The sequence below is a fragment of the Thalassospira sp. genome (assembly GCF_048059015.1).
Taxonomy (GTDB): Bacteria; Pseudomonadota; Alphaproteobacteria; order Rhodospirillales; family Thalassospiraceae; genus Thalassospira.
The window spans coordinates 78,973-105,573 of record NZ_JBLLNT010000005.1; the positions used below are offsets into that span (position 1 = coordinate 78,973).

At 53.2% G+C, this 26,601-nt stretch carries 21 protein-coding genes; 4 read left to right on the forward strand and 17 right to left on the reverse strand.

Going from position 1 to position 26,601, the window contains the following annotated elements; all coding sequences use genetic code 11:
• The first annotated feature begins 80 nt into the window (after positions 1–80).
• The 4 genes from dusA to ACMZ66_RS08530 are packed head-to-tail and all read left to right on the forward strand — an operon-like array spanning position 81 to position 5,237.
• On the forward strand, positions 81–1,076 hold the full coding sequence (gene dusA, locus ACMZ66_RS08515) for a tRNA dihydrouridine(20/20a) synthase DusA (protein ID WP_416936351.1): 996 nt from the start codon (positions 81–83) through the stop codon (positions 1,074–1,076).
• Positions 1,073–3,115, forward strand: coding sequence for a bifunctional tRNA (5-methylaminomethyl-2-thiouridine)(34)-methyltransferase MnmD/FAD-dependent 5-carboxymethylaminomethyl-2-thiouridine(34) oxidoreductase MnmC (mnmC, locus tag ACMZ66_RS08520; RefSeq protein WP_416936353.1), 2,043 nt, complete (start codon positions 1,073–1,075; stop codon positions 3,113–3,115). Before dusA ends, mnmC begins: the two co-directional genes overlap by 4 nt.
• Positions 3,112–4,320, forward strand: coding sequence for a 3-phenylpropionate MFS transporter (locus tag ACMZ66_RS08525; protein ID WP_416936355.1), 1,209 nt, complete (start codon positions 3,112–3,114; stop codon positions 4,318–4,320). The genes mnmC and ACMZ66_RS08525 overlap by 4 nt, the downstream gene beginning before the upstream one ends.
• 59 nt (positions 4,321–4,379) lie before the next feature.
• Complete coding sequence (locus ACMZ66_RS08530) at positions 4,380–5,237, forward strand: class I SAM-dependent methyltransferase (protein WP_416936357.1); 858 nt, start codon at positions 4,380–4,382, stop codon at positions 5,235–5,237.
• 70 nt (positions 5,238–5,307) lie between these two features.
• Here ACMZ66_RS08530 and ACMZ66_RS08535 read toward each other — a convergent pair whose 3' ends face one another.
• The 17 genes from ACMZ66_RS08535 to ACMZ66_RS08615 form a co-directional block, all read right to left on the reverse strand.
• Complete coding sequence (locus ACMZ66_RS08535) at positions 5,308–6,477, reverse strand: ABC transporter permease (protein WP_416936359.1); 1,170 nt, start codon at positions 6,475–6,477, stop codon at positions 5,308–5,310.
• Complete coding sequence (locus ACMZ66_RS08540; RefSeq protein ID WP_416936361.1) at positions 6,474–7,472, reverse strand: ABC transporter permease; 999 nt, start codon at positions 7,470–7,472, stop codon at positions 6,474–6,476. The genes ACMZ66_RS08535 and ACMZ66_RS08540 overlap by 4 nt, the downstream gene beginning before the upstream one ends.
• A gap of 77 nt (positions 7,473–7,549) precedes the next feature.
• Entirely contained in the window at positions 7,550–9,481 is a 1,932-nt protein-coding gene (locus ACMZ66_RS08545; protein WP_416936364.1) for an ABC transporter substrate-binding protein, read from the reverse strand.
• Positions 9,478–11,406, reverse strand: a complete 1,929-nt coding sequence (locus tag ACMZ66_RS08550) for an ABC transporter ATP-binding protein (RefSeq protein ID WP_416936366.1) — start codon at positions 11,404–11,406, stop codon at positions 9,478–9,480. The genes ACMZ66_RS08545 and ACMZ66_RS08550 overlap by 4 nt, the downstream gene beginning before the upstream one ends.
• The gene (locus ACMZ66_RS08555) at positions 11,403–12,032 is read right to left on the reverse strand and encodes a hypothetical protein (RefSeq protein WP_416936368.1); all 630 of its coding nucleotides are present in this window, start codon (positions 12,030–12,032) and stop codon (positions 11,403–11,405) included. The genes ACMZ66_RS08550 and ACMZ66_RS08555 overlap by 4 nt, the downstream gene beginning before the upstream one ends.
• Positions 12,023–12,781 (reverse strand): polysaccharide deacetylase family protein, encoded by a 759-nt coding sequence (locus ACMZ66_RS08560; RefSeq protein WP_416936370.1) that lies wholly within the window; start codon positions 12,779–12,781, stop codon positions 12,023–12,025. The genes ACMZ66_RS08555 and ACMZ66_RS08560 overlap by 10 nt, the downstream gene beginning before the upstream one ends.
• Positions 12,778–13,908 carry a glycosyltransferase family protein gene (locus tag ACMZ66_RS08565; RefSeq protein WP_416936372.1) on the reverse strand — a complete coding sequence of 377 codons (1,131 nt, stop codon included), beginning with the start codon at positions 13,906–13,908 and terminating at the stop codon, positions 12,778–12,780. Before ACMZ66_RS08565 ends, ACMZ66_RS08560 begins: the two co-directional genes overlap by 4 nt.
• Positions 13,908–14,507, reverse strand: a complete 600-nt coding sequence (locus ACMZ66_RS08570; protein WP_416936374.1) for a histidine phosphatase family protein — start codon at positions 14,505–14,507, stop codon at positions 13,908–13,910. The genes ACMZ66_RS08565 and ACMZ66_RS08570 overlap by 1 nt, the downstream gene beginning before the upstream one ends.
• A 2-nt stretch (positions 14,508–14,509) precedes the next feature.
• Positions 14,510–15,652, reverse strand: coding sequence for a glycosyltransferase family 4 protein (locus ACMZ66_RS08575; protein WP_416936376.1), 1,143 nt, complete (start codon positions 15,650–15,652; stop codon positions 14,510–14,512).
• Positions 15,653–15,663: 11 nt separating this feature from the next.
• Complete coding sequence (locus ACMZ66_RS08580) at positions 15,664–16,938, reverse strand: glycosyltransferase family 4 protein (protein WP_416936378.1); 1,275 nt, start codon at positions 16,936–16,938, stop codon at positions 15,664–15,666.
• 21 nt (positions 16,939–16,959) lie between these two features.
• Positions 16,960–18,162, reverse strand: a complete 1,203-nt coding sequence (locus tag ACMZ66_RS08585; protein WP_416936380.1) for a glycosyltransferase family protein — start codon at positions 18,160–18,162, stop codon at positions 16,960–16,962.
• A gap of 133 nt (positions 18,163–18,295) precedes the next feature.
• On the reverse strand, positions 18,296–19,867 hold the full coding sequence (locus ACMZ66_RS08590) for an MBL fold metallo-hydrolase (protein WP_416936382.1): 1,572 nt from the start codon (positions 19,865–19,867) through the stop codon (positions 18,296–18,298).
• 86 nt (positions 19,868–19,953) lie between these two features.
• The gene (gene glp, locus ACMZ66_RS08595) at positions 19,954–21,207 is read right to left on the reverse strand and encodes a gephyrin-like molybdotransferase Glp (protein ID WP_416936384.1); all 1,254 of its coding nucleotides are present in this window, start codon (positions 21,205–21,207) and stop codon (positions 19,954–19,956) included.
• A 40-nt stretch (positions 21,208–21,247) separates the two neighbouring features.
• The gene (locus ACMZ66_RS08600) at positions 21,248–23,008 is read right to left on the reverse strand and encodes an ABC transporter permease (RefSeq protein WP_416936386.1); all 1,761 of its coding nucleotides are present in this window, start codon (positions 23,006–23,008) and stop codon (positions 21,248–21,250) included.
• An 83-nt stretch (positions 23,009–23,091) separates the two neighbouring features.
• Entirely contained in the window at positions 23,092–24,117 is a 1,026-nt protein-coding gene (locus ACMZ66_RS08605; RefSeq protein ID WP_416936388.1) for a Fe(3+) ABC transporter substrate-binding protein, read from the reverse strand.
• A gap of 247 nt (positions 24,118–24,364) precedes the next feature.
• A complete protein-coding gene (locus ACMZ66_RS08610) occupies positions 24,365–25,381 on the reverse strand; it encodes a Fe(3+) ABC transporter substrate-binding protein (protein WP_416936674.1) in 1,017 nt (338 codons plus the stop codon).
• Positions 25,382–25,586: 205 nt separating this feature from the next.
• The gene (locus tag ACMZ66_RS08615; protein WP_416936390.1) at positions 25,587–26,420 is read right to left on the reverse strand and encodes a 3'-5' exonuclease; all 834 of its coding nucleotides are present in this window, start codon (positions 26,418–26,420) and stop codon (positions 25,587–25,589) included.
• Positions 26,421–26,601: the final 181 nt, after the last annotated feature.

A 26,601-nucleotide genomic window follows, 5' to 3' on the forward strand; every position in this document is an offset into this window, starting at 1 on the left:
CAAATCCGCTAGCATTTATAAAGACCACGCATTATCAACGGCAACCCCATTCACCCAGTTTGATGACAAACGGTAGGCACATGACTGTTAATCGACGTATTTCCGTCGCTCCGATGATGGATTGGACGGACCGACATGATCGCTATTTTCTGCGGCAGATCAGTCGTCATACGTTGCTCTATACCGAAATGGTCACAACGGGTGCGATCATCCATGGCGGTGTTGACCGGCATCTTCGCTATAACGACGCCGAACATCCCATTGCCTTGCAGCTAGGCGGGAGTGACCCGGATGATCTGGCGCGCGCATGCGAAATTGCCAATGGCTATGCCTATGACGAGATCAATCTGAATTGCGGCTGCCCGTCTGATCGCGTTCAGAACGGCGCATTTGGCGCATGTCTGATGGGCACACCAGACGTAGTCGCCGATTGCGTAAAATCGATGATCGCGGCCAGTGACGCACCGGTCACGGTTAAAAACCGCATCGGCATTGATGATCAGGAAGATTACCCGTCGCTTAAACGCTTTACCGAAACGGTTGCCAATGCGGGTTGCAAAACCTTTATCGTTCATGCACGAAAGGCTTGGCTCAAAGGCCTATCACCCAAAGAAAATCGCGAAGTTCCGCCCCTTAAATACGAGCTGGTCTATCAGCTGAAAGAGGAATTTCCGGAACTGGAAATCCTGATCAATGGCGGGATCAAGACGCTTGATGAAACTGAAGCCCATCTTGAGCATGTCGATGGGGTCATGATCGGGCGCGAAGCCTATCAGAACCCCTATGTTCTGGCTGATGTTGATCGCAGATTCTATGGCGATGATGCCAAGCCGCTTAGCCGCCATCAGGTGGTTGAGGCTATGCTGCCCTATATCGAAGAACATCTGAAGGAAGAACACGGCACCATTGGCCATGTGACGCGTCACATGCTGGGCCTGTTCCAGCAGATGCGTGGTGCTAAACAATGGCGGCGTTATCTGAGTGAAAACGCCCATCGCAAAGGTGCTGGCACCGAGGTTGTGCGCGAAGCACTGGCCCTGGTTCCCGAACAGGATGAAGAGGTCCTGTCTGCATGACGGCCGGTGATAGTGCCAGCTTGCCAGAAGGCGATGACCCAAGACCTGCCGGGGAGATAACTTGGCAAGATGGTGATGTTCCCTTCTCTCCGCATTTTGGCGATATCTATTACAATCCAAAGGATGGCCTGGCTGAAACACGCTATGTGTTTCTTGAGGGCAACAACCTTCCAAGTGCTTGGCAAACCAAAGAAAACTTCACGATCGGTGAAACCGGGCTTGGTACCGGGCTCAACTTTCTTGCGGCCTGGCAATGCTGGGCAAATGATCCAAATAGATCCAAGCGCCTGCATTTTGTATCGGTCGAAAAATACCCGCTATCGCGCGATGACATGATCCGCGCGCATAAAAGCTGGCCGGAACTTTTGGAATTCTCAAGCCAGCTTGCCGAAATCTGGCCGCATGAAACCATGCTCCCGGGTGTTCATCGGTTTGATCTTGCCAATGGCACAATTAGCCTGACGATCCTGATTGGCGATGCGATTGAGAGTTGGGCCAATTACGGCGGCGCGATTGATTGCTGGTTCCTTGATGGTTTTGCCCCATCGCGTAATCCCGATATGTGGGATCCAGCCCTGTTTCGTGCATTGGCGGCAGCATCAAACCGCGATGGTGCAACGCTTGCAACCTTCACCGCCGCGCGCATCGCCCGCGATGGCCTTGAAGGTGCCGGGTTTGAAATCAGCAAGCGCAAGGGGTATGGCTATAAGCGTGACATGATTACGGCCGCCCTGCCCGCATCGGAAAATGCCCCGGAAACCGCAGGCTATCAAATCTCTGATGACCCATGGTTCAACCTGCCAACGCCGCGCAATGTAAAATCCGTTGCCGTGATTGGTGGCGGGATGGCCGGTGCTGCCTGTGCTGCAGCACTTAAAGCACGCGGCTGTGCTGTCACGATTTTTGAAAAATCTGATCAGCTTGCCAGTGCCGCATCGGGTAACCCGATTGGGATGCTTGAGCCCTATTTGACGGTCGATGATGCGATCACAGGCCGGTTTTATGAGGCTGGCTATCGATACAGCCATCGTATGATCAAACGCCTTTCTGATACCGGGCGGGTTGAGGCAGCCTTTTGCGGTGTGCTTGATCTTGGTACCAGCGCACGCAAACAGGAACGCCTGGATGGCCTGATCGCGCGATTGGGTGACAAGCCCGATCTTGTCCGCGCGATGAACTGTGACGAAGCATCTGACTGCTTTGGCCTGCCGTTGCCATTTGGTGGGGTGTTTTACCCTTCTGCCGGCTGGGTCAATCCGCCGTCATTTGTCCGTGCACTGTGCGACGGGATTGATCAGGAACTTTCGACCGATATCACGGCGATTGAGGATACTTCAGACGGCGAGATACTGATGAGCAGTACCGGACAGGCATTTGGCCCATTTGATGCCGTCATCATTGCCGGTGCGCGTGAAACGGCAAAGCTTGCACAAACCAATTGGCTTGGTGTTCATCTTAATCCGGTTCGAGGGCAGATCAGTTATTTCGGAGAAGACGTTGTTCATCAGGCCCATAACAACGCGTCGATCAAATGTGTGCTTAGCCATAAAGGTTACGTCACGCCCGCACGCGATGGGCAACATGTGTTTGGTGCAACTTTTGGCCGTGATGATGATCAAACTGACCTGCGCGATGCCGATCATGATTTCAATATCGGTCAGTTGGCAAAGGTACTTCCTGAAATCGCTGCCAAACTGTCACCGGAACAACTTGAAGGCCGCGCATCGCTACGCACCACAACAGCTGATCACTTGCCATTGATTGGCCCGGCACCGGATTTTGATCTGTATCTGGCATCCTATGGCGATATCGACAAAGGCAAGAAAAACGCGCGATATATCAATGCGCAGTACCACAAAGACGTGTATATCTGTACAGGCTTTGGGGCGCGTGGATTGATTGGTGCCCCACTTGCCGCCGAAATTCTTGCCAGTGAGATTTGCGCCTTGCCCCTGCCATTGGAAAAGCCCCTGATGCATGCCCTGCATCCCGCCCGGTTCATTATTCGTGGCCTTAAACGGCGGCAGATCACGGTATGAGTAGCAGTAGCCCCACGACCGCACCTTCACCGATCAAAGACCCGGAACGCATGAAGACGGCAACGGTACTTGCGCTGTTTTTCTGCGGTTTATTTTTGATCCAAGGCGTGTTTCTGCCCTATTGGCCGGTCTGGCTTAAATCCCAAGGGTTAAGTGCGGCTGAAATCGGCATTTTGTTATCCCTGCCAAACTGGGTGCGTGTCTTTGCCGACCCCTTGATTGCCCAGCGAGCTGATCGCACTGGCAACCGCAAAACACCGATGATCTGGTTGGCCGGGATTTACGCGCTTTCCATTCTGGCCTTTCCGGTTTCAAGCAACTTCTGGTGGCTTGCGGCACTTTCGGTCGTGATCGGTTTTACATTCTCGCCACTTCTGCCGCTTGGCACGACGATTACGGTGCATGAATGCAAGGCGCGCGAACTTGATTATGGCCGGGTGCGGCTCTGGGGATCGATTGCCTTTATTCTTGCATCCTATGGCGCAGGCTGGGTTCTTGATGGGACATCGACCGCATGGATCGTCTGGATGCTGTTCATTGCCGGGATTGTGAATTTTGCCATCACGACCCGTATGCCAGATCCGCAAACTGACCGTCCGCTGCGATCCGGATCATCGCTGATCTATTTGCTGCGCAAGCCAGTCTTTCTGATCTATCTGGCCTGCATTGGCTTTGCCCAAGGTGCGCACGGCACCTATTACAGCTTTGCCTCAGTACATTGGGAATCTGTTGGCTTTTCCCATGAGATGATCGGGATTTTCTGGTCAATCGGGGTGATCGCCGAAATCGCATTGTTTGCCGTTGCCGGGCGTTTCGTTCGCGGGCGTCATCCGGGCATTTTGTTTGCCCTTGGGGCCTTTGCCGGCATTGTCCGCTGGATCGTTCTGGGCAGTAGCGACAATCTTTGGATGATCATTCTTGTTCAGCCATTACATGCCATGACCTTTGGCATTACCCATCTTGCAGCTGTCAGCTTCATCGCGCGTGCCATCCCGCCGCAATTGGCAACATCGGCACAGAGCCTGATGGCAACATTGTCGATGGGTATCTTCCTTGGCAGCAGTATTTGGGCATCGGGCCCGCTTTACGAGCAATTTGGATCACAGGCCTATTACGTTATGGCTGTTCTTTCGGGGATTGCGCTGGTATTTGCCTTCTGGCTCATGCGAAGCTGGCGCGGTGAAGATCAGACTTTCTGTGATTAACGCGACGATGCAAACGCATTCATCCAAATCTTAAACGCCAAATCAAAGGGACTTCCATTATGACCTCCTTGCCGTTCTCACGTAGAATGCGCCGTTGGAAATTCGGTCTGAAAACCTTGTTTGGCAGTTCACCTGCGGGCTATTTCATCCCTTATCGCTATGCCAGTGAAACCGCGAAAACAGTCGGTCGTCCGACCTACCCCGCGGTTGAGGCGATGATGGAACATGCTGCACCGACCATGAAGGCGTGGCTGACGAAGGCTGCCAATTATCACGATGCCTTTGCCAGTTTTGGCAACGCGACACCACCTGATCCGCGCTGGCAGCAAAGCTGGTTTCCGCGTCTTGACGGCATGATGGCCTATATCCTGACGCGTGAATTCCGCCCCAGCCGCATCATTGAAATCGGATCGGGCCATTCAACGCGCTTTTATTACCGGGCGATCAAGGATGGCGATCTCGATTGTGCGTTTCATGCGATTGATCCGGCACCACGTGCCGATATCGCCAAACTGCCGATCACGATTGAACGCACCATCGTGCAGAAGGCCGATCCGGCGATCTTTGGCACGTTAACGGGTGCGGATATTCTATCGATTGATTTAAGCCACATCCTGATGCCGGGAACCGACGTCGATCTTTTATTTTCATCGGTAATCCCGATGCTGCCCAGCGGCACGATCATTCACATCCACGACATCACCCTGCCCGATGATTATCCGGAAATCTGGCAGTGGCGCGGATACAATGAACAACAAGGTGTTGCAGCACTTCTCGCAGGCGGCGGATTTGAAATCCTGTGGTCAAGTGCCTATGCGACCACGCGCCTGTCCGATCTGGTCAAGGCATCGATCGCAGATGGCATCCACCTACCCGACGGCGCACATGAAACCAGCCTCTGGCTGCGCAAGAAGTAGCCTCAACAAGCCAACACAAAAAAGGGCAGCCTGATTGGGCTGCCCTTTTTCTTTATGTCGGTCAAACAGATCAGTTTTTATAGGGGTCCGCCGCATCGCGCAGGCCGTCACCGAGGAAGTTAAACGCCAGCACGACGATCACGACCGGGATCACAGGCAGCATGAGCCACGGATAAACCGCAACTGCGTTGATGTTCTGCGCCTCGTTGAGTAGCACACCCCAACTGGTGACCGGGGCACGTAGGCCCAGCCCAAGGAAACTCAGCGCTGTTTCGCCAAGGATCATGTTGGGGATTGAAAGTGTTACGGATGCGATCAGGTGACTTGCGAAGTTTGGCAGAAGGTGACGACCAATGATGCGTTTTGGTTTTGCCCCCATCAGGCGGGCAGCCAAAGCATAGTCCTCTTCACGCAGCGCCAGGAGCTTTGACCTTACCGCACGGGCAAGTCCAGTCCAGTCGATCAGACCAAGGATGATCGTAATCCCGAAATAGATCAGAATGGGGCTCCAGGTCACCGGCAAGGCTGCTGATAACGCCATCCAAAGCGGGATTTCCGGCAAGGATCGAATGACTTCGATCGCGCGCTGCGCGGTTGAATTGACCCAGCCGCCATAATAGCCAGCCGCACCACCAATCAGAATACCCAAAAGGAAGCTGACCGAAATCCCGACAAGGCCGATCGTAAGCGACACACGCGCGCCGTAGATAATGCGCGAGAACATGTCACGCCCAAGCCTGTCGGTGCCAAACAGGAACATGGTACCGCTTTCAGACGGGCAGACGAAATGGAAATCCATATCGACCATGCCCCAGAAGGCGTATTCATCGCCCGAGCAGAAGAAACGCACGGGCTCCACCCGATCGGGATTGATCGTGTAGGTCGGCTTCAAGGTTTCCATATCGACGGAGAAATCGGTGCCATAGGTAAATGGCCCGACAAAGGATCCGTCATGGAACAAATGGATGCTTTGCGGCGGATGATGGATGTATTCGGAATTACGCGTTTCCTGCGCGTAGGGCGCGATAAACTCGACGATAAAGACCGACGCATACATGATCGCCAGAATGATCAGCGAGAAATAGGCCAAGCGATGGCGTTTCAGGCGCCACCACATCAGTTGCCATTGCGATGCCAGATAGTATTTTTCCTGCTCTGGCGTCAGTTCTTCACGGTCCCACGGATTGAAGGGTGCGGTATCGACAAAATGTTCGTTGCGCTTGTCATCACTGATGCTCATTTGCCGATCCCCCCTTGCAAGCGAATTCGGGGATCAAGCCAGGCCAACAGCACGTCCGAGACAAACATCCCGACCACGGTCAAAAGGGCCAGGAACATCAGGAATGATCCAGCAAGATACATGTCCTGACTTTGCAGAGCTGCAAGCAACATCGGCCCGGTTGTAGGCAAGGACATCACGACAGACACCAGAACAGAGCCCGACACCACCTGTGGCAAGATATTGCCAATATCGGCAATGAACGGGTTCAGCGCCATGCGCAGCGGATACTTGAACAACACCTTGCCCGGCGACAGGCCCTTGGCGTGGGCCGTCACGACATATTGCTTGCTAAGCTCATCGAGAAGATTAGCACGAAGGCGCCGGATCATGGATGCGGTCCCAGACGTCCCGATGACAAGGACTGGCGCCCAAAGATGTTCGACAACCGACATCACCTTGGCAAAGGACCAACCCTGATTAATGAATTCAGGGTCCATCAACCCGCCAATCGAGGTGCCAAACACCACATTGGCGTAATAAAGCAGGATCAGCGCAAACAGGAAGTTTGGCATCGCAAGGCCAAGGAAACCCAAGAGCGTGAAACCATAATCGCCCCAGCTATATTGACGGGTGGCGGAATAGATACCGATCGGGAAGCTGACGATATAGATGAAGATCACGGTGCTGAAATTCAGCACCAGCGACAACCAAAGCCGATCCCCAACCACATCACTGACCGGCAGATTATATTCGAACGAAAATCCCAGATCGCCATGCAACAGGCCCCAGGCCCATTCGCCATACTGGACATAGATCGGCTGATCTAGACCATATTGCTTTTTAAGGAATTCGATCTTTGCGGGGTCAACCGCCTCGCCCTGCGACTGCAGTTCGTTCAGATAGGTCGACAGAAAGTCACCAGGTGGGAGCTGAATGATCACGAATACCAGCACGCTGATCAAAAACAGCGTCGGTACCATCACAAAAAGCCGTCTTGCCAGATAGGTTAGCATCGGCGGTATCGCTCCCCCTGTCCGTTTCATCCCCTTTCCCTCATGGCGATGAAACGGCTTGTTTTCGAATTAAGCTCTTATCTGTCCCACCAGAACGTATCGGGACGATAAATCCCGAAGAACGCGCCCGGCTCCCAGCTGTGGATGCCTTTTTCCGGCACATTTCGAAGGTCTTTATCGACCACCACAGGCTGCGGGACATTCCCGATCAAACCGATCGAGAACATGTTTTCCGAGTTGATATCAAGAATGGCCTGCCATGCTTCCTTGCGGCCCTTTTCATTGCTGGTCTGCCATTTCTGATACAGATCCATCAATTCCTTGGCGGCAGGCATATCCGGTGCTTCACCCGCTTCGCCATCGGTTTGATAATACTGGCCCCATTTCGGCCATTGCAGATTGTCCTGCTGAACCGGGACGAATTCTGACGGGACCGAGTTTGCGGTCGCAAGGCCATTATCAATGCCGTTAAAGATCGACATGATGGTTTCACCACTATAGGCACGGTTGCGCAGAACTTCACGCTGCAAACCTTTGACAAACATCTTGATGCCGACCTGTTTCCAGCTATCGCCGATCAGTTCCAGCATGTCGTCATGTTCCGGGTTTTCACCGGTGGTCTCGACGATGATTTCCATCGGACGGCCATCGGGCAACAAACGAATGCCTTCGTCGTTACGATCACCAAGTCCCATGTCGTCAAGCAACGCATTGGCCTTTTTGACGTCGAATTCGACATAGTTTTCGCGGTACTCAGCCTTATAAAGCGGGCTTTTTGGCAGAACCGTATTGTTGGTCGGCTTTGCCAGACCAAAGAACAGAACGCGGTTGATTTCTGTCCGGTTGATTGCCAGCGACAATGCACGGCGGAACCGGACATCACGGATCACACCACGCCAAACCGGATCACTGCATGTCAGGTTCGGATAAAGGGCGGCATAGGCACCTGCCCCAACGTCCCAAAGTCGGACCTGATAGTTCTTGTTGGCTTCGGACTGCTTCAGGAAGGTGTAGTCCTTGAGCGACAAGATACGGCTTTGCAGATCAACTTCTCCCGCGCCAACCTTGGCCGGAACCAGTTTCGAGTTCGAAATATTGAAAATCATCTTGTCGATATAGGGCAGCTGATTGCCTTCCGGATCGACACGATGGAAATACGGGTTGCGTTCAAACACAAAGCGATCAGACGGCTCTTCGGTCCGGATCAGCCAGGGTTCTAGCGATGGGCGGTCAATGTTTGACAGCTTATAGGGACGATCCATGTCCGTATGCAAAACCGCCCAACTGCGAAGACCGCGTTCATGAACAATGGCATCAAGTTCCGCCGCGTCACGGTAGTTTTCGTGGAACTGTTTCAGGTAATGCGCCGGGCGATAAATGAACGGCGGACGCGTTGCCGAAAGTTCGGTCAGGAAGAACGGGTTTGGCTGTGACCAGCTGTAACGCACCGTATATTCGTCAATAATCTCAAAGGTTGCCGTTTCGTCGCCGACAAACAGGAAACGCGGCGGGCCGACCGGGAACAGTTCGTCATTATTGACGATGTCTTCCCAGAAATAGCGGAAATCCTCAGCCGTGAATGGTTCGCCATCCGACCATTTATGGCCCTTGCGGATATGCAGGGTAAACACGTTACCGGCTTCGTTGACATCAAGTGCCTCAAGGATATCGGGCTGAAGGTTCAAATCCTGATCATATCCGACCAAACGGGTATACCCATAGACGATCGCCATACGGATATCTTTGGACCGGCCCATGATGGTGACGAATTCGCCCCCATATTTGCCAACCGTTTTATCCTCTGCGCCGAAATCGATCACCTTGGGATGTTCCGGAAGACGGTCAAGCATCGCAGGCATGGTGCCCTTGGCAACCGCGTCTTCGAAATATGGAACTTCTGCCCAAGCAGCAGTGGACATCAGGGTCGCACCAAGAAATCCCGCTGTCATGACCATTCGGGTAAACACACGACGAACCGAGAAGTTCGAATTGCGAGAATGAGCGATCATATCGCGATCTCCTTAAAATCGGCACGTTCGGCACGGACAAAATGATCCTCGGCAAATTGCATCATCTTGGGTGCGTTTGGTCCGTTGATCGTGAAGGGTGCGGGCCAGCGCGACGGATCTGATGCCTTGCCATCGACGATCTTGTCAAAGTCCAACAGGTGATCCAGATCGGCAAACGGAACTGCATTGAGCAGTGCTTGCGTATATGGATGAACCGGATTTCTAAACAGCTGTTCGCGCGGAGCGGATTTAATTATGCGCCCGGCACACATCACCGCAATCCGATCCGCAATGTAATCTACCACGGCCAGATTGTGAGATATAAACAGATAGGTTAAATTAAGATCGCGCTGCAAATCCTTCAAAAGGTTAAGTATTTGCGCCTGAACCGACACATCAAGTGCAGATGTTGGTTCATCAAAGATCAAAAGATCAGGTTTCAGGCTTAGCGCGCGGGCGATGCCAATACGCTGGCGCTGACCACCGGAAAAACTGTGCGGATAGCGGTTCAGAAAACGCGGATCAAGCCCGACCAGATCCATCAGTTCCAGCACCATCTTCTTACGATATTCCGCGTCCCCGACCCCATGGATCAGAAGCGGCTCGGTGATGATGTCCTGGACCGTCATCCGCGGGTTTAACGAGCCAAACGGATCCTGGAACACAAACTGAATGCGTTTGCGATACGGGTTGAGCTGATCTTCATCCAACCCGGTCAGTTCTGTCATCTGACCACTTTCGCCACGGAACAAGATCGACCCTTCGTCCGGGTTCATCGCCCGCATGATCAGCTTTGAAAGCGTTGTCTTGCCACAACCACTTTCACCGACCAGACCAACGCACTCGCCCCGGTTCACCGTCAGCGACACATCAGATACTGCCGGGATCAGGCGTTCTTCGGATTTAAGCCAGTTGCCCTTGCGGCTGCTAAAGCTTTTGCTGAGATGACGAACCGCCAAAACGGGTTCACTTGCCATGGTCGGGTGAAGTGCCAATGAAGGCGGAACTTCGATCGGTTCGCGCGGCCCTTCGCCTTCAGCCATTTCGGCAAACAGGCTTCCGGTCTTGGGTTTGATTTCGCGAAGCGGACGAAGGCGTTCGTCCGGCCCCATATCGAAATGCGGCACAGCCGCCAAAAGCGATCTGGTATAGGCATGGCCCGGATTGATGAACACATCATCGGTCTTGCCAGACTCAACCACACGTCCGTCATAGACCACCACCATGCGATCCGCCATGTTGGCCACTACACCCAAATCATGGGTAATCAGCAGAACCGACATCTGCAGTTCACCCTGCACTTCCTTGATAAGACGCAATATTTGCGCCTGAATGGTCACATCAAGGGCGGTTGTCGGCTCATCGGCGATCAGCAATGCCGGACGACACACAAGGGCCATGGCGATCATCGCGCGTTGGCGAAGACCACCGGAAAGTTCGAATGGATAAGTTCTAAGCGACCTTTTGGGCTGCGGGAAGCCAATCAGGGTCAACATCTCGACCGCAAGCTCGCGCGCTTCGGCATTGCCGACTTTGCGATGAAGGCGGACTGCCTCGCAAATCTGATCACCGATGGTGTGCAACGGTGATAGGGAACTCATCGGTTCCTGAAAGATCATGGAAATGCGCCCACCGCGGATCGAACGAATTTCCGGACCGGATCGGTTCAGAAGTGCAATATCAACCCGCGTTCCGGGCTTTTTGGGATCAGCAAAAATGATCGAGCCATTGGTGATCTCGGCCGCCTTGGGCAGAAGCCCCATAATGGCCTGCGAGATCGTGCTTTTGCCCGACCCGGATTCCCCGACCAGAGCGACAGTTTCCTGCGCACCAATGCGAAAGCTTACATTCTCGACTGCCTTGACCCGCATATGCGGCAAGACAAACTCAACTTTCAGATCCTTGATGCGCAGAATATCGGTCATGTTCGCTTGGCACCACCTTGTGTGCGTTCGGATGCAGCGGCCTGAACCAGCGTCTCTGCTTCATCCATCCGCATCAGGTTTGTTCTTGTGACATCGTCCACAAGGATTTGGTTATCTTTCGCCCAATCGCGAGAAATATCAAGCAGATCGTCGAACCCATCCAGTGTAGATTCTGCGACAATTTTCGCATCCCCGGCCTGCAGGCTGAGCTCAAACCAACCCTTGTTGCCATCACGCTTGGTACTAAAGTAACGCAAACGGAATTTGGAAAGTTCCGGCCAGGCGAATGCAGTACCACCGCGGATGGTTGAAAGCCGGATACCATATTCAGAAACAAAGATTTTTGACTGGAACCGGATCAGGGTGCGCGCGAAATAGAAGATGAAAAGCAGTGCCAGCCCGGCTGCGGTCCACTGAATGATTTCCAACATATCCGGAATAAAGGCAATCACACCGCAAATCAGCAAACCGACAACAGATTTTGCCAAATCCGGCGCCATCAAATGGGCCGGATAGGCCATCATCTGAACATCGCTGTCGCCAACGCCTGCCGGCTTGACCGGATCACGTGCTTCGGACCCAACTGGTTGTTCGTTATCCGGTTGTTCTTGAGGGCTTATTGCCATGGAAATACTCCGGGTATTCGTAACCAGTTCAAAGCTGAATGGTCCATAGAAAACAGATTATCGAGAAACTTCGTCGTGTCCGCATCATGCACAAGATGATGCGTCAGGATGCCGGTAGGCTCGTCTGGATCAACCTGCCCTGTTCTGCGCGCAGCCAGGTGGCTCACCATCGCGCCAAGGGCCGCGTCCTCGCCAACGAAACCGCGTGTGCCGCGCCAGTCGATCACATCAACATGCGTATTGACCTGCAAAAGGCCCGCATATGGATGGGCCGCAGCACGGGCATTATAGGTGCTGATACCGACAAAGCCCAATGAATGCAGCGATGCAACAACATCATCTGCCACCCGGTTCCACGGCGGCACGACGACGGGCAAGAAGCGGTTGCCAAACCGCGAACTCATCAATGCCAAACCATGTCGCAAATCAGTGACCACCGCACTCAGATCGCGAACATCATCAAGTTCCTGCTTTTTGCGGCCCTCGGGCATATGGTTTTGATGTGACCAGCCATGCTGCAAAACGCGGGTATCAAGTGTTTCAGCCAGACGTTCTGGCAAATCATCCTGAAGATCAGCGGGGATCACGGCCAAGGCCAACGGGACTTTATAGTCCTGTTCAAACCCCAAAAGGGTTTCAAGGGCCGGCGTCACGGTCACGGCATCATCATCGCGCCACCATGCCGTGGCAATCCGTCCTTCGGACTGCCACAGATCAAGCTCTGTGCGCAAATGATCCCAACTGCTCATGCCCGTCCCTTAATCATATCTGCGATAATTAACGCAGTTTTTGTTGCACCATCCAGATCGACATTCATGTCGCGCGGCTGGGTGGCACTATCTATCTGTTTTGCTAATGATTGCGCAGACAGGCCATCAAGATCAAGCAGGGAAATAACCCCTTCTTTTGAAAGAATTTCTGCGCGCTCTGTTTGCTCGCTTTCGCCGCGTTCGGCAAAGGGAACCATCACGGCTGGTGTACGCGTCGCAAGCACATCCATCAGCGTATTATAACCAGCCTGCGAAACCGATACCGAAGCCCCGGCCATCCGTTCACGGAAATCAGACAAGAAGCGATGCAAAACAATTCCATCTGGCAGGTTTTTCGCAAGCCTTGCAAACTTATCGTCCGGAAAATGCGGCCCAGCGACAATGTTCCAAGGTGCATCTGAATACTGTTTTGAAAACGGTCGGGCAGCAATCGCAAGATCAATCAACTCTGCCCCGACGGCACCACCGCCCGCCGACACCAAAACCCCTGACCGTTCACCAATGACATCCAACGGCGCATCTGGCGCGACGTAACCTGTGTGAATGATCAAATCGGCGATATCGTTCGCACATTCAAAACTGTGGCCAAAATCAAACAGGTTCGGATCACCATGCACCAAAACCGCATCGAGATACTTGCGCGCAATATCGCGCATCCATTGGGTTTTCTTGATGTCCTTTTTGCGCACCAGAAGATCGCGTACGGAACAAACAATCGGAACACCTGACGCGCGGGCGGCTTCGAAAAGCGGGATCAGCTCAAACCTGAAAGCGCGTCTTCCAAACGGGAACATTTCAATCATCAGAAGTTTGGGACTGGCTTGCTCGAATGCACGCAAAAGCTCTTGCTTGCGCGCTTCTTTCCATTCATCGCCAAGCGGCGTGCCATCGGCATCGACCAATTCAGAAAAGCTGGTGTCCGCCGTCTTACAGGGTGAGAGCTGCGCGACTTCATCCGCAGCGAAATCCAAACCGTCATCCGGAATACCGCCACTGGCAACCGTGACAGATAATCCACGGCTTTGCATCGCCCGGTTAATCAACGCCATGCGCCGGACATGCCCAATCCCCAAGAGATGCTGAACATAGACCATGACATCGGTCATCAGCGTTCCTCCTGTGCCGGGACAAGCGGAACATTCAACCCAATGATCGAAAATCCATTTTCCCTGGACCAGTCAAAGACATGCACGCATTCCCAATCCAGTCGATCAGGCATCTTACCCATCATGTCCCAACCACGTGCAGCGGCATATACTGCGCGAATAACCCCCTTATGGGTTACAACACCAAACTTGGACTGACTGGTGTCAGCCAGATAGTGTGATACGCGCGCTAGCACGTCACGCGGGCTTTCACCACCATCAGGCCTGAAATCCCACCCGCGATCTTCATTTTGTTGCATGGCGTCACCAAGCTCACAGCGCAAGTCAGGAAGCTTTTTGCTTTCCCATGTTCCCCAATCCATTTCGATCCAGGCAGGTTCAGGTGTGACCGGTGAAATCGCCAAGGCATCAGCCGTCTGACGCGTTCTTGAAAGTGGGGTGCAAGACCAGCGGACGTCATTCCATTCTGTTGGAAGGCGGCGCGTTTGATACGTCGCAACCGTATCAGCCCTAAGACCAATGTCAGATCGGCCCTGAATACGTTTTTCGGCGTTCCATTCCGTAACGCCATGGCGCAGCAAAGCAAATTGTACGGACATGATCACGCCCCCTGCCCGGATCTGTTCTGAGCAACAAGCTTACGCAGTGTGCCACCCAACATGTCGGCTGCTGACGCCATTGCATGATGCTGGAGTGCCTTTGATGCCCCGGCAACACCGTATTTGCGTAAAACATCAACATCTGTCGTGACGCAATTCTTAAGGCACCGGGTAAACGCATCCATGTCGTCAACAGGCACAAGCCAGCCCGTCACCCCGTGCGAGACAATTCCGGAAACACCGCCAACGTCCCCTGCCAGAACCGGCAAGCCGGATGCCTGTGCTTCAAGCAGCGCCATACCAAACGCCTCGTTGATGGCAGGCCAAACGAACAAGTCAGATGCCGCAAGGATGTTGCGTGTTTCATCGGGCACACAAAGACCAGCGAAAGTCACATGACCTGCACCAACGCCTGCTTCATCAAACAAAGCTTCCACCTGCAATCGTGCGGGCCCATCACCAATCACGGTCAGATGCCAGTTATCGACACCTTCGCCAATCAACTTGCCAAGGCACTTTGCCAGAAGCTGATACGACCGAAACTTGTCGCCATCACGCATCATTGCCGTTGTGACCAGTTTGACATTGGCTGGATCTATTTTTGGTCGGCTTTCGACGGCCCAGTTTTCAACCCGCGTAAAGGGCGGCAGGAAATGAAGAACATCCGGCTCACAGACATCACGCAGGCATTCCATGTCACTGCGGTTAAGGGAAAAAACGGCGTCTGCATGCTCTAGCGCGGTCTTCACCGCCTGATGGTTTTGGGCCCATGGCCCATTTGCACGTTTGGGGGCAAAGGACGCCTCGGCCACAACATAGGGAATATCAAGAGCCGCAGAGACGATCGGACCAATCAGGTCAGGTGCCTTGTAATAGAGATGATAGGTAAACCAGACATCCGGACGCGTGCGGGATCCTGATTGCACTTGGCGCAAATAGCGACCGGCCAGTTTGGTGCCAAGTTCAGCCAAGCGCACTTGTTTGAGGATATTGCCATCAGCAACACGACTGCGAAGGCGCGATGCAATATCAACCTCCATCCCTGCAACGCCAAGCGCCTCACACAGCATCTGTGCGATCAGTCGATCACCGGATGGTACAGGGTGATCATGGGGCTTTAGCGGGGCATGGAAGGCAACCTGCAAATGCGTGCCTCCTACTCTGCGGCGGGCTGTTGGATAGTGCTGTCATCCGCATCGCTCGGCTCTGCGACGCCAAAGCGTTTGGCCAGGTCTTTCATACCGCTATAGAACGAGAAATCACGACGAACGATTTCATTCCCCTTGCGTCCCATTTGATCGCGGGCAGCCGGATCAGTGATCACGACTTCAAGTGCCTTGGCGAGTGCATCAGGGTCACGTTCAGGGACAAGCTTGCCATTCACGCCATCTTCGATCAGCTCAGGAATGGCTGAGATTGCGGTTGAGACTGCCGCCAGTCCGCAAAGCTGCGCTTCCATCAAAACGTTTGGAAGACCATCACGGTCACCGTCTTTTTCAATTCGGCTGGCGAGGACGAACAGGTCAGATGACTGACAGGCGGCAATCACTTCTTTCTGATCGCGCGGTCCCTGCCAATCACAGCGATCTGCAATTCCAAGTTCGGAAGCCAGTTGCTTATACTTGTCGCCATTTCCGCCGCCGATATGGACGAACTTCCAATGAAGGTTCGCTGGCAACTTGGCAAAGGCACGCAAAAGATCGTCATAGCCCTTTTTACCGACCAAACGACCAACCGACAGGATCGTCACCGGGTTTGCTGCATCTGAACCATCCCGCATCGGACGGTCAGGAAGCTCTTCTGGAAAGCGCGAAAAATCCAGACCGTGATACAGAAGGTTTACCTTGGTCGGATCTTCGGCAAGTTCGCGCAGGTAATCGACATTGGCTTTGGTACAGGTCACCAGCCAATCCATATCGCGCAGCTTTTCGCGCATATCCCAGTCTTCGCTGGTGTAGATATCCTTGGCATGGGCCGAACAGGACCACTGTAAACCGCGAATAATCGCGCAATAGCGCGCAACGGACGCCGGTGTGTGCAGGAAATGGGCATAGATGCGCGTAACATCATCAGGAAGTTCTGCTGCCATCACCATGGCCTGTGCAAAACGACGGGCTCGGTTTGACGTGCGGTCGCGACGATAATCCTGCCACCAGATATTCAATGCACGGCGATAGCCCCGGAACTTGCGTGCTTTTAGCCACCCGCGGATAACGCGCAGTGGTTCCTGATATGCATATTCCGGTAGGTAATCGACGGCACCCGTGATCCGTTCATTGATCGGATGGCGTTTTTTGTCCGTCGGATGGCGCAGCGACACGATGCGATATGGAATACCGGCCTGCTGAATGCCCAGAAGTTCCTGCGCAATAAAGGTTTCCGACAATCGCGGATACCCTTTCACCACGATTGCAAGACTGTCGCGTGTCATCAATTCTGTTCCCGATGGTTCTTATTCGGCAGCCATTTGCGGCGGAAGCCACTGATCAACCAGATCCCCAACCCGATCAAGCCCGCCCATAAGGTTCGGGACTGTAACGTGGGATGGTTTTGGTTGATCAATCAAGCCGTGAAGGGCATTGGCCATTTCACGCGGATCACGTCCGCCATCTTCGGTCAGCATTTTGACCAGACCAAGCTTTTCGGCAGCAGACGCACGTACATATTGCTCAAGACGCGGAACGGTGCGCGGAACAATCACGGCAGGTTTATCGAATGACAGAATTTCACAGAACGTGTTGTAGCCCCCCATCGCAATAACGCCGGCGGATCGGTCCATCAGCATTTCGACATTGGCATCAAAGGTAATGACCGACAGTTTATCGATCTTGTCAGCCCGTTCCATGAACGATTTCTGCTCAGACGGTGCCATGAATGGCCCCAAAACAATAAGCGACGGCACCGCAATCGTCGGATCGGTTTCATAGGCACTGATGACCCAATCAACCAAGCCAACCCCATCACCACCACCGCCGGTGGTCACAAGGTAATAGGGTTCTTCAAGACCAAGTGCGCCATGCTCCGGTGTCGGGCGACGGGTCGCGGTTCGCGGCAGATAGCCGGTATAGGCCATCTTGTTCTCAACACCGGGCGGCAAATCGATACCAGCAAGCGGATTACAGATTTCCTGAAGGCCATAGACCCAGATTTCGTCATACAGCTCAGCCAATGCCGGGACGCATTGTTTGCGATCCCATTCTTCGCGCAGATTGGCCGGATCATCCATCACATCACGAAGACCCATCACCAAACGGGTACGACGATGGCGCAGCATCTTAAGCGTTGATTCGACTTCACCACGCAGACCAAGCGGTTCTTTATCCACGATAAAGATATCGGGATTAAACACATCGGCGGTGTGCTGAATGATCAATTCACGCATCGCCAAAATCTGATCAACATCGATGTTGAGATTAAGCGACGTATATTCACCGTTCGACAGTTTGATCACGCCCGGAATGCGAACGAAATCGACTCGCGAACGAAATTCAAAGCTACCAATAATCGGCGAGCCGGAAAGAATAAGCACAGATACATCGTCTCGGCGCGAAACAAGCGCATGCGCAATGGTGCGGCAACGGCGCAGATGGCCGAGCCCAAATGTATCGTGGCTGTAAATAAGAACCCGATAACCGGAGTTCCCAACGATTGACATGATTCCGCCCGTCTGCGTAGTGGTCCCATTGTCCTGTTCAACCCTACAACAGGGTGACAGGTTATCCCTCTTTGGCAAGGAAATCCTTATATGAAGGATTCCGCCAATTTATCTTTTTCCCGGCTAATTGCTCTCACACTGACCCGATATCGCGCAAGACTTTTTCGAGCATCTCGCGCCTTTCATCGGCTGTTTTGAGTGACCGCAGTTTTTCGGAAAGTGCTGTAACCGTTCCGGCATATAGATTGTGCCAGTCATCCCGCGACAATTCTTCGCCGGAAAGTCGCGGTTCGGGTATAGCGGTTTTCTTCGATCCTTTTTGCAGCATTACCGTATCGTCGAGCATCGGCTGCGAAATCATTGTTTCTGCAATGCCATGTGCCATAAGCACCTGCGCGAATGCTGCACGTGCCCCCTCCTCACCATGGGTCAGGAAGATGCGTCGCGACACAGGTAGTCTATCCTTGGTCCAGCGCAAGAGCATATCCTGATCGGCATGGCCGGAATACACATCCAACGTCCGAATGCGTGCACGAACTTCGATCTCTTCGCCGTGAATACGAACGCGCTTTGCCCCGCCCTGAAGCACGCGCCCGAACGATCCTGCGGCCTGGAACCCGACCAGAAGAACCGTGCAGTTCGACCGCCAGAGATTGTTTTTCAAATGATAGCGAATGCGACCTGCATCACACATGCCGCTTGCCGATATGATGATCGCCCCACTTGTGACCTGGGCCAGTTGTTTGCTGGCCTCGACATCGGGAACCATGTGAAACTTCGGATGGGCCAATGCATGAGCATCACTTCGTTTAAGATGCTTTGCAAAAACATCTGTGGCGCGCTGTGCAAGGGGACTATCGACAAACACATTGGCCTGCGGCAGATCACCCTTGTTAAACAGATACGCCAGATCGACGAGCAATTCCTGTGTGCGCGCAACGGCAAAGCTTGGAATGACAAGGTTACCACCGGCCCTTAGCGCGTCGCGTACTTCGTTACCCAGCATTGCGCGCCGTTCATCATCACTGATTTCTGGGCGAGTGCGATCCCCATAGGTCGTTTCAACGAACAGATAGTCGATATCTGATGGAGCTTCCGGTGCTTCGTTAAACACGGCCTCACCCGTACCGATATCACCTGAGAACAGCAATCGGGTTGGCTTGCCATCGTCGCCTTCACTGATTTCCAGCTCGATCGAAGCAGATCCCAACAGATGCCCTGCATCCCAGAACCGCGCACGCAGCCCCGGCACAACTTGATGCCAATCGTGGTAATCAAGCACCTTTAGAAGCGAAAGCGTATTTTCCGCATCCTCGCGGGTATAGATCGGTGTGACTTCGGGACGACCGCGCCGTGCATTGCGACGGTTAAGACGCTCGACCTCACTTTCCTGAATATAGCCGGAATCTGGCAACATATAGGTCAAAAGGTCACAGGTTGGTTCAGTCGCATAGATCGGCCCCGCAAACCCGACCTTGACCAGTTTGGGCATAAGCCCCGAATGATCGATATGTGCGTGGGTCAGAAGAACAGCCGCGATGCTGCTGACGTCGAACGGAAACGGGCCATAGTTAAGCTCGCGAACGGTTTTACTGCCCTGAAACATCCCGCAATCGACAAGGATATTGCCGTGATCTGTTTGCAGCAAATAACAGGAACCGGTCACTCCACCGGCAGCACCACAGAACGTAACCGATACCGTCATTGTCATCACTCGCACACATTGGAAACAATACAAGAATCCTGCAAACAGCATTCCAGCGCAATGATTTGGATCAGTTCGTGATCAGATTACTGCAAACCGCGCAGGGGCAAATACATCACGTCATCGCCCTTTCTGACTTGCGTACAATCCTCGGCAATCTCGATCAGACCTTCAGCCCAAACCATCGAAGACAGCATACCCGAACTGGTTGATGAAAACGCCACGGCCTCAAATACACCATCGTCATTTCGGACAAGACGCGCGCGCAACCATTCGCGGCGCCCGGCCATACGGCTGAACTCAAAACCGGCCTTTACCGGCATGCGAACCGGTGCGGTTTGTGATGGCTTTGCCCCCATCGCATGACGGAGCAAAGGCATGACAAATAGCAAGCCAGAAACCAGGACTGATACCGGATTGCCAGGCAAGCCAATGACGAGGCAATCGCCAATCCGCCCACGCATCAGGGGCTTTCCCGGTTTGATCGCAAGTTTCCACGCGGTGATCTCGCCCAGCTTATCGACAACCGGCTTTAGAAGATCAGCCTTACCGACCGAAACCCCACCAGATGTCATGATCACATCATGGGTTTTCGAAGCCTTGCCAAGCGCATTGGACAGAACATCAAAGTCATCGGCCAGAAGACCAAGATCGGTGACCTCGCAGCCATAGTCTTTGAGCATACCGATCATGGCAAACCGGTTTGAATCGTAGATCCCGCCTGCGGGTAACGGATCACCCGGCTTGGCCAACTCATCCCCGGTCGAAAAAACTGCAACAGAAAGCGGTTTGGCGACCGTCAGAGTCCCGCGCCCCTGCCCCGCAGCAATCGCTATATCTTGCGGACGCAGGACCGATCCGGCGGTCAGGACGACGTCACCAGACTTGATGTCTTCACCCGCCCAGCGGATGTTTTGATGAAGACGTGTGCGCCCGACCACATCCTCACCAATTTCAATGATGGTTTCGTCATCATTGGCCGTGACATTTTCCTGAATGATCACACAATCCGCCCCATCAGGAATTGCAGCACCAGTTGCAATACGAACCGCCTGCCCGCTTGGCACATCTCCCACGAACGGATGGCCTGCTAAGGAAACTCCGGCAACGGAAATTGAACCTGCCGCAGCCTGCAGATCCGCCAAGCGCATTGCATAGCCATCCATCGCCGAATTATCGACCGATGGTACCGAAACCGTGGCAATCACATCTTCGCGCAGAACCGCCCCATAGCATTCCGTCAGTGGTCGCGTTTCAATACGGTTGCTTACTGCAACTTCGGAAAACGCAATATCCAACGCATCAGAAAGCTTGGTCAGTCCCGGTTTGATGGTTTGCATTGTCGGTCTGCTTTTCTGACGTTTTGATAATGGAAGATGATCAGGATTTCTCGCCGTGACCCGGGCGGGATTTGGAAATCGCGCGGCTCAGCATAATGACCGGCACAACACCGACAACGACGATCGTCAATGCGCCAAGGGCAGCATGTTCGATCATCTCATCTTTGGCGAACTGATAGACATGAATTGCCAGCGTATCAAAGTTAAACGGGCGCAGGATCAAAGTCGCGGGAAGTTCTTTCATCCCATCGACAAAAACCAGAACCGATGCCGCAAGAATACCACCGCGTACCATCGGGAAATGAATACGCTTGAGCGTTCCCCACGGGCTTTCGCCCAAGGTGCGCGCCGCGTCATCCATGCTGGGTCGAACCTTACCCAGGGCAGCTTCGATAGAACCATATGATACCGCCATAAACCGCACGGCATAGGCAAAGACCAACGCAAAAACCGTCCCGCTCAGCAACAAGCCGGTCGAAATACCAAACACGTCGCGCATCATGGCATCAAGCGCATTATCAAAGCGCGCAAACGGGATCAGAACACCAATCGCCAAAACAGCACCCGGCACCGCATAGCCAACTGATGACAGGCGCACAAAGAATTTCAGTAACGGCTGTGGGAACAGACGTAGCGCATAAGCAAGGAAGATCGCGCAACCCACGGCAACCAGCGTCGCAAGACCGGATACCAGAAGGCTGTTACCGGCAAATTCAAAGAAGTCCTCGGTCCAGCTTTGATCGAAATAGCCCACCGAATAATAGATCAGCACCATCGACGGAATGACAAAACCAAGCAGGATCGGCAGAACACAAATGGCCAACGCACCTGCTTTGGCAAGCGGGCCAAGTTCGTAACCCGGTAGTTCCTGAAAACGGTTGGTCGTGTCATGAAAACGCTGACGACGGCGCGAATAACGTTCGATCACCATCAATGCGATGACGACGGCCAACATGGTCAGCGCAATCTGTGCCGCCCCACCGGCATTGCCCATGCCAAGCCAGACATTAAAGATGCCTGCTGTTAAGGTATGCACCGCAAAGAAATCAATCGTGCCAAAGTCATTCAGCGTTTCCATCAACGCAATGACAACACCGACAACAATCGCCGGGCGCGCCAATGGCAAAGCTACCGTTGCAAAGGAGCTCCAGGCACTCCGTCCCAAAATACGGGCCGCTTCAATCGCGCAGATGGATTGCGACAGGAAGGCCGCGCGCGCCAGCATATAAACATAGGGATAAAGCGTCACGCTCAGGACCATGATCGCACCGCCCTTAGTCCGGATATCGGGGAACCAATAATCAGCGGCAGATTTCCAGCCAAACATATCGCGCAGCAGACGTTGTATGGGGCCGGCAAATTCCAGAAGGTCGGTATAGACATAAGCAACGATATAGGCAGGCACCGCCATCGGCAGAAGCATCGCCCATTCAAAGAACCGCTTGCCGGGCATCTGACACATGGTAACAACCCATGCCGACGAAACACCGATCAAGGTCACGCCAATGCCAACGCCCAGCATCAAGATGCCGGTATTGGACAAATAGCGCGGCAACATGGTCGATGCCAAATGTGGCCAGATGTTTTCCGTCGGGAAGAACGCAATATAGGCAACCGCAATGATCGGGGCAGCAACCATTGCAGCAACGATGAAGGCACCAATTACCCACAGGGCCGACTGCCCACGCGGCAACCACCGCATCGCGGTTTTGCCGGTCAGCGAACGCATCGGATCAAGGGATTCCGCAATTGTAGCTGGACGAAGGTCGTCGTCCTTTTGCGTCTGGCAAGCGTTGTTCAAGGTTGCATCCGTCCTGTTTGTCAGAGGTGAAATCGGATCATTTCACATGACAGGGTCTTGATAGCCCGAGATAAAACCGTCGTCTACTCGTTAAAGCCGACCTCATCGATCAAACGGATCGCAGCACCACGGTTGGCAGCAACCGTATTCAGCGACAGTTCATCATGTTTGAACGTGCCCCATGAACGCACCATTTCCGACCAGGCGACACCGGGCTTTACCGGATATTCGAAATTGATGTCGGCATACATATGCTGTGCTTCGTCACCTGACAGGAACTCAACCAGTTTGATCGCATTTTCCATGTTGGGTGCATGTTTCATCAATGCCACACCGGAAATGTTCACATGGGTTCCACGATCCCCCTGATTGGGGAAGACAATGCGAACATCCTTGGCCGCCGGGGCCTTGTTCGGATCATCAAGCATCTTGCCGTAATAATAGGAATTGCCGATCGCAACATCGCAAACGCCCTGCGATACCGCTTCGATCTGATCGGTATCGGCACCCTGCGGCTTACGCGCCAGATTATCTTTAACTGCCGTCAACCAGGTCTTGGTATAGTCGTCGCCGTGATGAGCAATCATCGATGCAATAAGGGCAATGTTATAGACATGCATGCCCGACCGCACACAGATGCGGCCCTTCCATTTCGGATCGGCAAGGTCTTCGTAGGTCGTGATGGCATCAGGTGCCACACGATCAAGCGACGTATAAAAAACGCGCGCACGTGTTGTCAAACCAACCCAAAGCGCGTTTTCATCGCGGAAATTGGCCGGGATATTCGTGCTTAGAACATCAGTTGAAAGCGGCTGGGCAATATCCGCATCCACCGCATCCTGAATACGGCCAATATCAACAGTCAAAAGCAAATCAGCCGGGCCATTGCGGCCTTCATGCTTGATACGCTCCACCAAACCGCTTTGCGAAAACAGTGTATTGACGCGAATACCGGTTTCCTCGGTAAAGCGTTCAAACATCGGCTTGATCAGGAATGGCTGTCGCAGGGAATAGACATTGACCTCTTCTGCCGCAAAGGCAGGTTGCACCATTGAAAGTCCCATCGTCGCAGCAACGAGACCAAGGACGGTTTTGCGCAGAGAGATCATAAATGCCTCTTAGTGAATTGGCTGTGAGAAGACAGCAATTAGGAATGATTTGTATTTGCCTTCGCAGAACCTAATGTCCCTACCCCCTGATTTGCAAGTCCCAAAACCACATAGACGTTATGTTAAAGCATTGAACTGCGGACTTTCGCCCGACTTCTCCCCTGCGATCTGCCTGTCATCTTCAACGAAAAAAGGGATGGCGTGATGCCATCCCTTTTCGAAAATCGTGCTGTATCAAACAGTTTGATTATTCGTTGTAACCGATCTGATCGACCATTTTGATCGCGTCCGGCGACAGGCGCGCGATTTCTGCCAGCGACAGTTCATCCGCCTTGAAGGTGCCCCAGGACTTAACGTTCTCGGCCCATTCAACGCCCGGTTTGACCGGATATTCATAGTTTACTTCAGCATAAATCTGCTGCGCTACGTCACCTGCAAGGAATTCCATCAGCTTGACAGCGTTTTCCTGGTTCGGTGCGCTTTTGATCAGGCTCATGCCGGAAATGTTCATCGACATGCCACGGCCATCCTGGTTCGGGAAGACGATATTGACCGACTCAGCCCACGGGCGCTGCTCTTCGTTGTCCATCATCTTGCCGAAGTAATAGGTGTTGCCGATGGCAACATCACATTCGCCTTCTTTGATCGCTTTGACCTGACCACGGTCATTGCCCTGCGGCTTGCGTGCGAGGTTGTTTTTCAAACCTTCGAGCCACTCTTTGGCTTTTTCTTCGCCGTGAACAGCAATCATCGAAGCAAACAGTGCAACGTTATAAACGTGCGTGCCAGAACGGGTGCAGACCTTACCTTCCCATTTCGGGTCAGCCAGATCTTCGTAGGAGGTGATTTCACCTTCTGCGACGCGTTCTTTTGAGGCGTAGATCGCACGGCCACGCTGGGTCAGTGCGAACCAGTGACCTTCGGGATCACGAAGATGTGCCGGAATGTTAGCAGACAGAACATCGTTGGAAACGGCTTCGGTAACACCGGCGTCAACGGCCTGCTGGATACGGCTGATATCAACTGTCATCAGGATGTCTGCCGGGCTGTTGGCACCTTCCTGCTTGATGCGCTCAACCAGACCTTTTTCAGCAAAGATCACATTGACCTTGATACCGGTTTCAGCGGTGAACTTTTCAAACAGCGGCTCGACCAGAAATTCCTGACGCAGGGAGTAAACGTTGACTTCCTGTGCGCTGGCTGCGGTTCCGGCAAAGGCAACTGCACCAAGCACAGCACCACCGACAAACTTCCTGATATCCATCATGAACGATCCCTATTGAACTTTTCCATCAACTCGATTGCGTCGCACTATCATCGACTTTGCAAATCAGTTGCATCCGCGCTAGCAATTAAGTGCAAATGGCTCGCATTTCAACAAGGTTTCTCATCTTCCATTCAAAAAATGTGAATGAAATCACTTATTCGAACAATGGAATAAAAGGATAAAGCAGCGCGCGGGCGTTCAATCACAGAACGTTGAACGATCCGTCACTTGAAACCCGCCACGCGTCAAGGAACTCCTGATAGGCGGGAATATCCCCTGCCCGTTCCTCAAGCCACCCCACGGTCAGATTGATCGCATGGTTATAGCCATCATGATCGGTCAGGCCGGTATGAAGCGCATGGCGCAGATACAGCAAATAGGTATTCAAAACATCCGTCTCGCAATATCGACGAATGGCATCAACCTCGCCATTGTCATACATGTCTGACACCTTGCTGCCATCGACACCTGTCTTGCCCGGCAGATCAAGGGCGGCACAGACCTCGTTCATTTTGGTGCGTGCCGATGCGCCATAATCGGAAAGAACTTCGGCCAGATCGCAATGCCAGTTCGGCGCATAGCGTGACGTGTAATTTTCCCACTTGTTCGACGCCTGATGCAGCCAACGTGCCGTCACCCCATGCTTCATCGCGCGATATTTCAAAACCGGCAGATCAAAGCCACGACCATTGAAACTGACCAATCGCGGATAAAGCTTCCCGCAATAGGCAAAGAAGCCGTTCACAAGGTCCTTTTCCTCGGATGTCAGATCCCCACCCGACCGCAATTCTTCGATCTCATACATTTCGAGATCGCCGTCGCGCTGGATGGTCGCGCGCAGAAAACTGATCGCGACCACCTTGTGAAACGGTTGGCGGGCAAAGCCATTGCGACCGCTTGTGACCTCAAGATGATAGTCTTCAAGCATCTTGCGCCCGGTTTCGGGATCAGGTGCGGTTTCGCCAGTCAATTGCGGCAGGACGTCGATATCGGGCACGGTTTCGATATCAAAGACGAACAGACTGGAATGCATCATGGCTGGCCCCACTGGTTGGTTTTGCTCAACATAACGATATGCCGCGTCAATTTCACGGATTTATCGTGATCAGGAATTTGCAGTTTAGCTGACATCTCCTGCCATCCCTGTCAGGAGCAATCTGCAATGATGCCAATAACTAATCATGATCACGTCATGGTTATCTGACGTACTGGGGGTT

What these genes read in the sequence shown, in the direction of transcription:
- ACMZ66_RS08565 (WP_416936372.1), bottom strand. Translation starts at nt 13,908, where the DNA reads ATGACCGATGTCATGGTCTATGTTCAGCATCTCTTGGGGATTGGGCAT.
- ACMZ66_RS08585 (WP_416936380.1), bottom strand. Translation starts at nt 18,162, where the DNA reads ATGTCAATCGTTGGGAACTCCGGTTATCGGGTTCTTATTTACAGCCAC.
- ACMZ66_RS08560 (WP_416936370.1), bottom strand. Translation starts at nt 12,781, where the DNA reads ATGAGCAGTTGGGATCATTTGCGCACAGAGCTTGATCTGTGGCAGTCC.
- ACMZ66_RS08545 (WP_416936364.1), bottom strand. Translation starts at nt 9,481, where the DNA reads ATGATCGCTCATTCTCGCAATTCGAACTTCTCGGTTCGTCGTGTGTTT.
- ACMZ66_RS08540 (WP_416936361.1), bottom strand. Translation starts at nt 7,472, where the DNA reads ATGCTAACCTATCTGGCAAGACGGCTTTTTGTGATGGTACCGACGCTG.
- ACMZ66_RS08580 (WP_416936378.1), bottom strand. Translation starts at nt 16,938, where the DNA reads ATGACACGCGACAGTCTTGCAATCGTGGTGAAAGGGTATCCGCGATTG.
- ACMZ66_RS08530 (WP_416936357.1), top strand. Translation starts at nt 4,380, where the DNA reads ATGACCTCCTTGCCGTTCTCACGTAGAATGCGCCGTTGGAAATTCGGT.
- ACMZ66_RS08615 (WP_416936390.1), bottom strand. Translation starts at nt 26,420, where the DNA reads ATGATGCATTCCAGTCTGTTCGTCTTTGATATCGAAACCGTGCCCGAT.
- ACMZ66_RS08550 (WP_416936366.1), bottom strand. Translation starts at nt 11,406, where the DNA reads ATGACCGATATTCTGCGCATCAAGGATCTGAAAGTTGAGTTTGTCTTG.
- ACMZ66_RS08590 (WP_416936382.1), bottom strand. Translation starts at nt 19,867, where the DNA reads ATGACGGTATCGGTTACGTTCTGTGGTGCTGCCGGTGGAGTGACCGGT.
- ACMZ66_RS08605 (WP_416936388.1), bottom strand. Translation starts at nt 24,117, where the DNA reads ATGATCTCTCTGCGCAAAACCGTCCTTGGTCTCGTTGCTGCGACGATG.
- ACMZ66_RS08525 (WP_416936355.1), top strand. Translation starts at nt 3,112, where the DNA reads ATGAGTAGCAGTAGCCCCACGACCGCACCTTCACCGATCAAAGACCCG.
- mnmC (WP_416936353.1), top strand. Translation starts at nt 1,073, where the DNA reads ATGACGGCCGGTGATAGTGCCAGCTTGCCAGAAGGCGATGACCCAAGA.
- ACMZ66_RS08555 (WP_416936368.1), bottom strand. Translation starts at nt 12,032, where the DNA reads ATGGCAATAAGCCCTCAAGAACAACCGGATAACGAACAACCAGTTGGG.
- ACMZ66_RS08570 (WP_416936374.1), bottom strand. Translation starts at nt 14,507, where the DNA reads ATGTCCGTACAATTTGCTTTGCTGCGCCATGGCGTTACGGAATGGAAC.
- ACMZ66_RS08610 (WP_416936674.1), bottom strand. Translation starts at nt 25,381, where the DNA reads ATGGATATCAGGAAGTTTGTCGGTGGTGCTGTGCTTGGTGCAGTTGCC.
- glp (WP_416936384.1), bottom strand. Translation starts at nt 21,207, where the DNA reads ATGCAAACCATCAAACCGGGACTGACCAAGCTTTCTGATGCGTTGGAT.
- dusA (WP_416936351.1), top strand. Translation starts at nt 81, where the DNA reads ATGACTGTTAATCGACGTATTTCCGTCGCTCCGATGATGGATTGGACG.
- ACMZ66_RS08535 (WP_416936359.1), bottom strand. Translation starts at nt 6,477, where the DNA reads ATGAGCATCAGTGATGACAAGCGCAACGAACATTTTGTCGATACCGCA.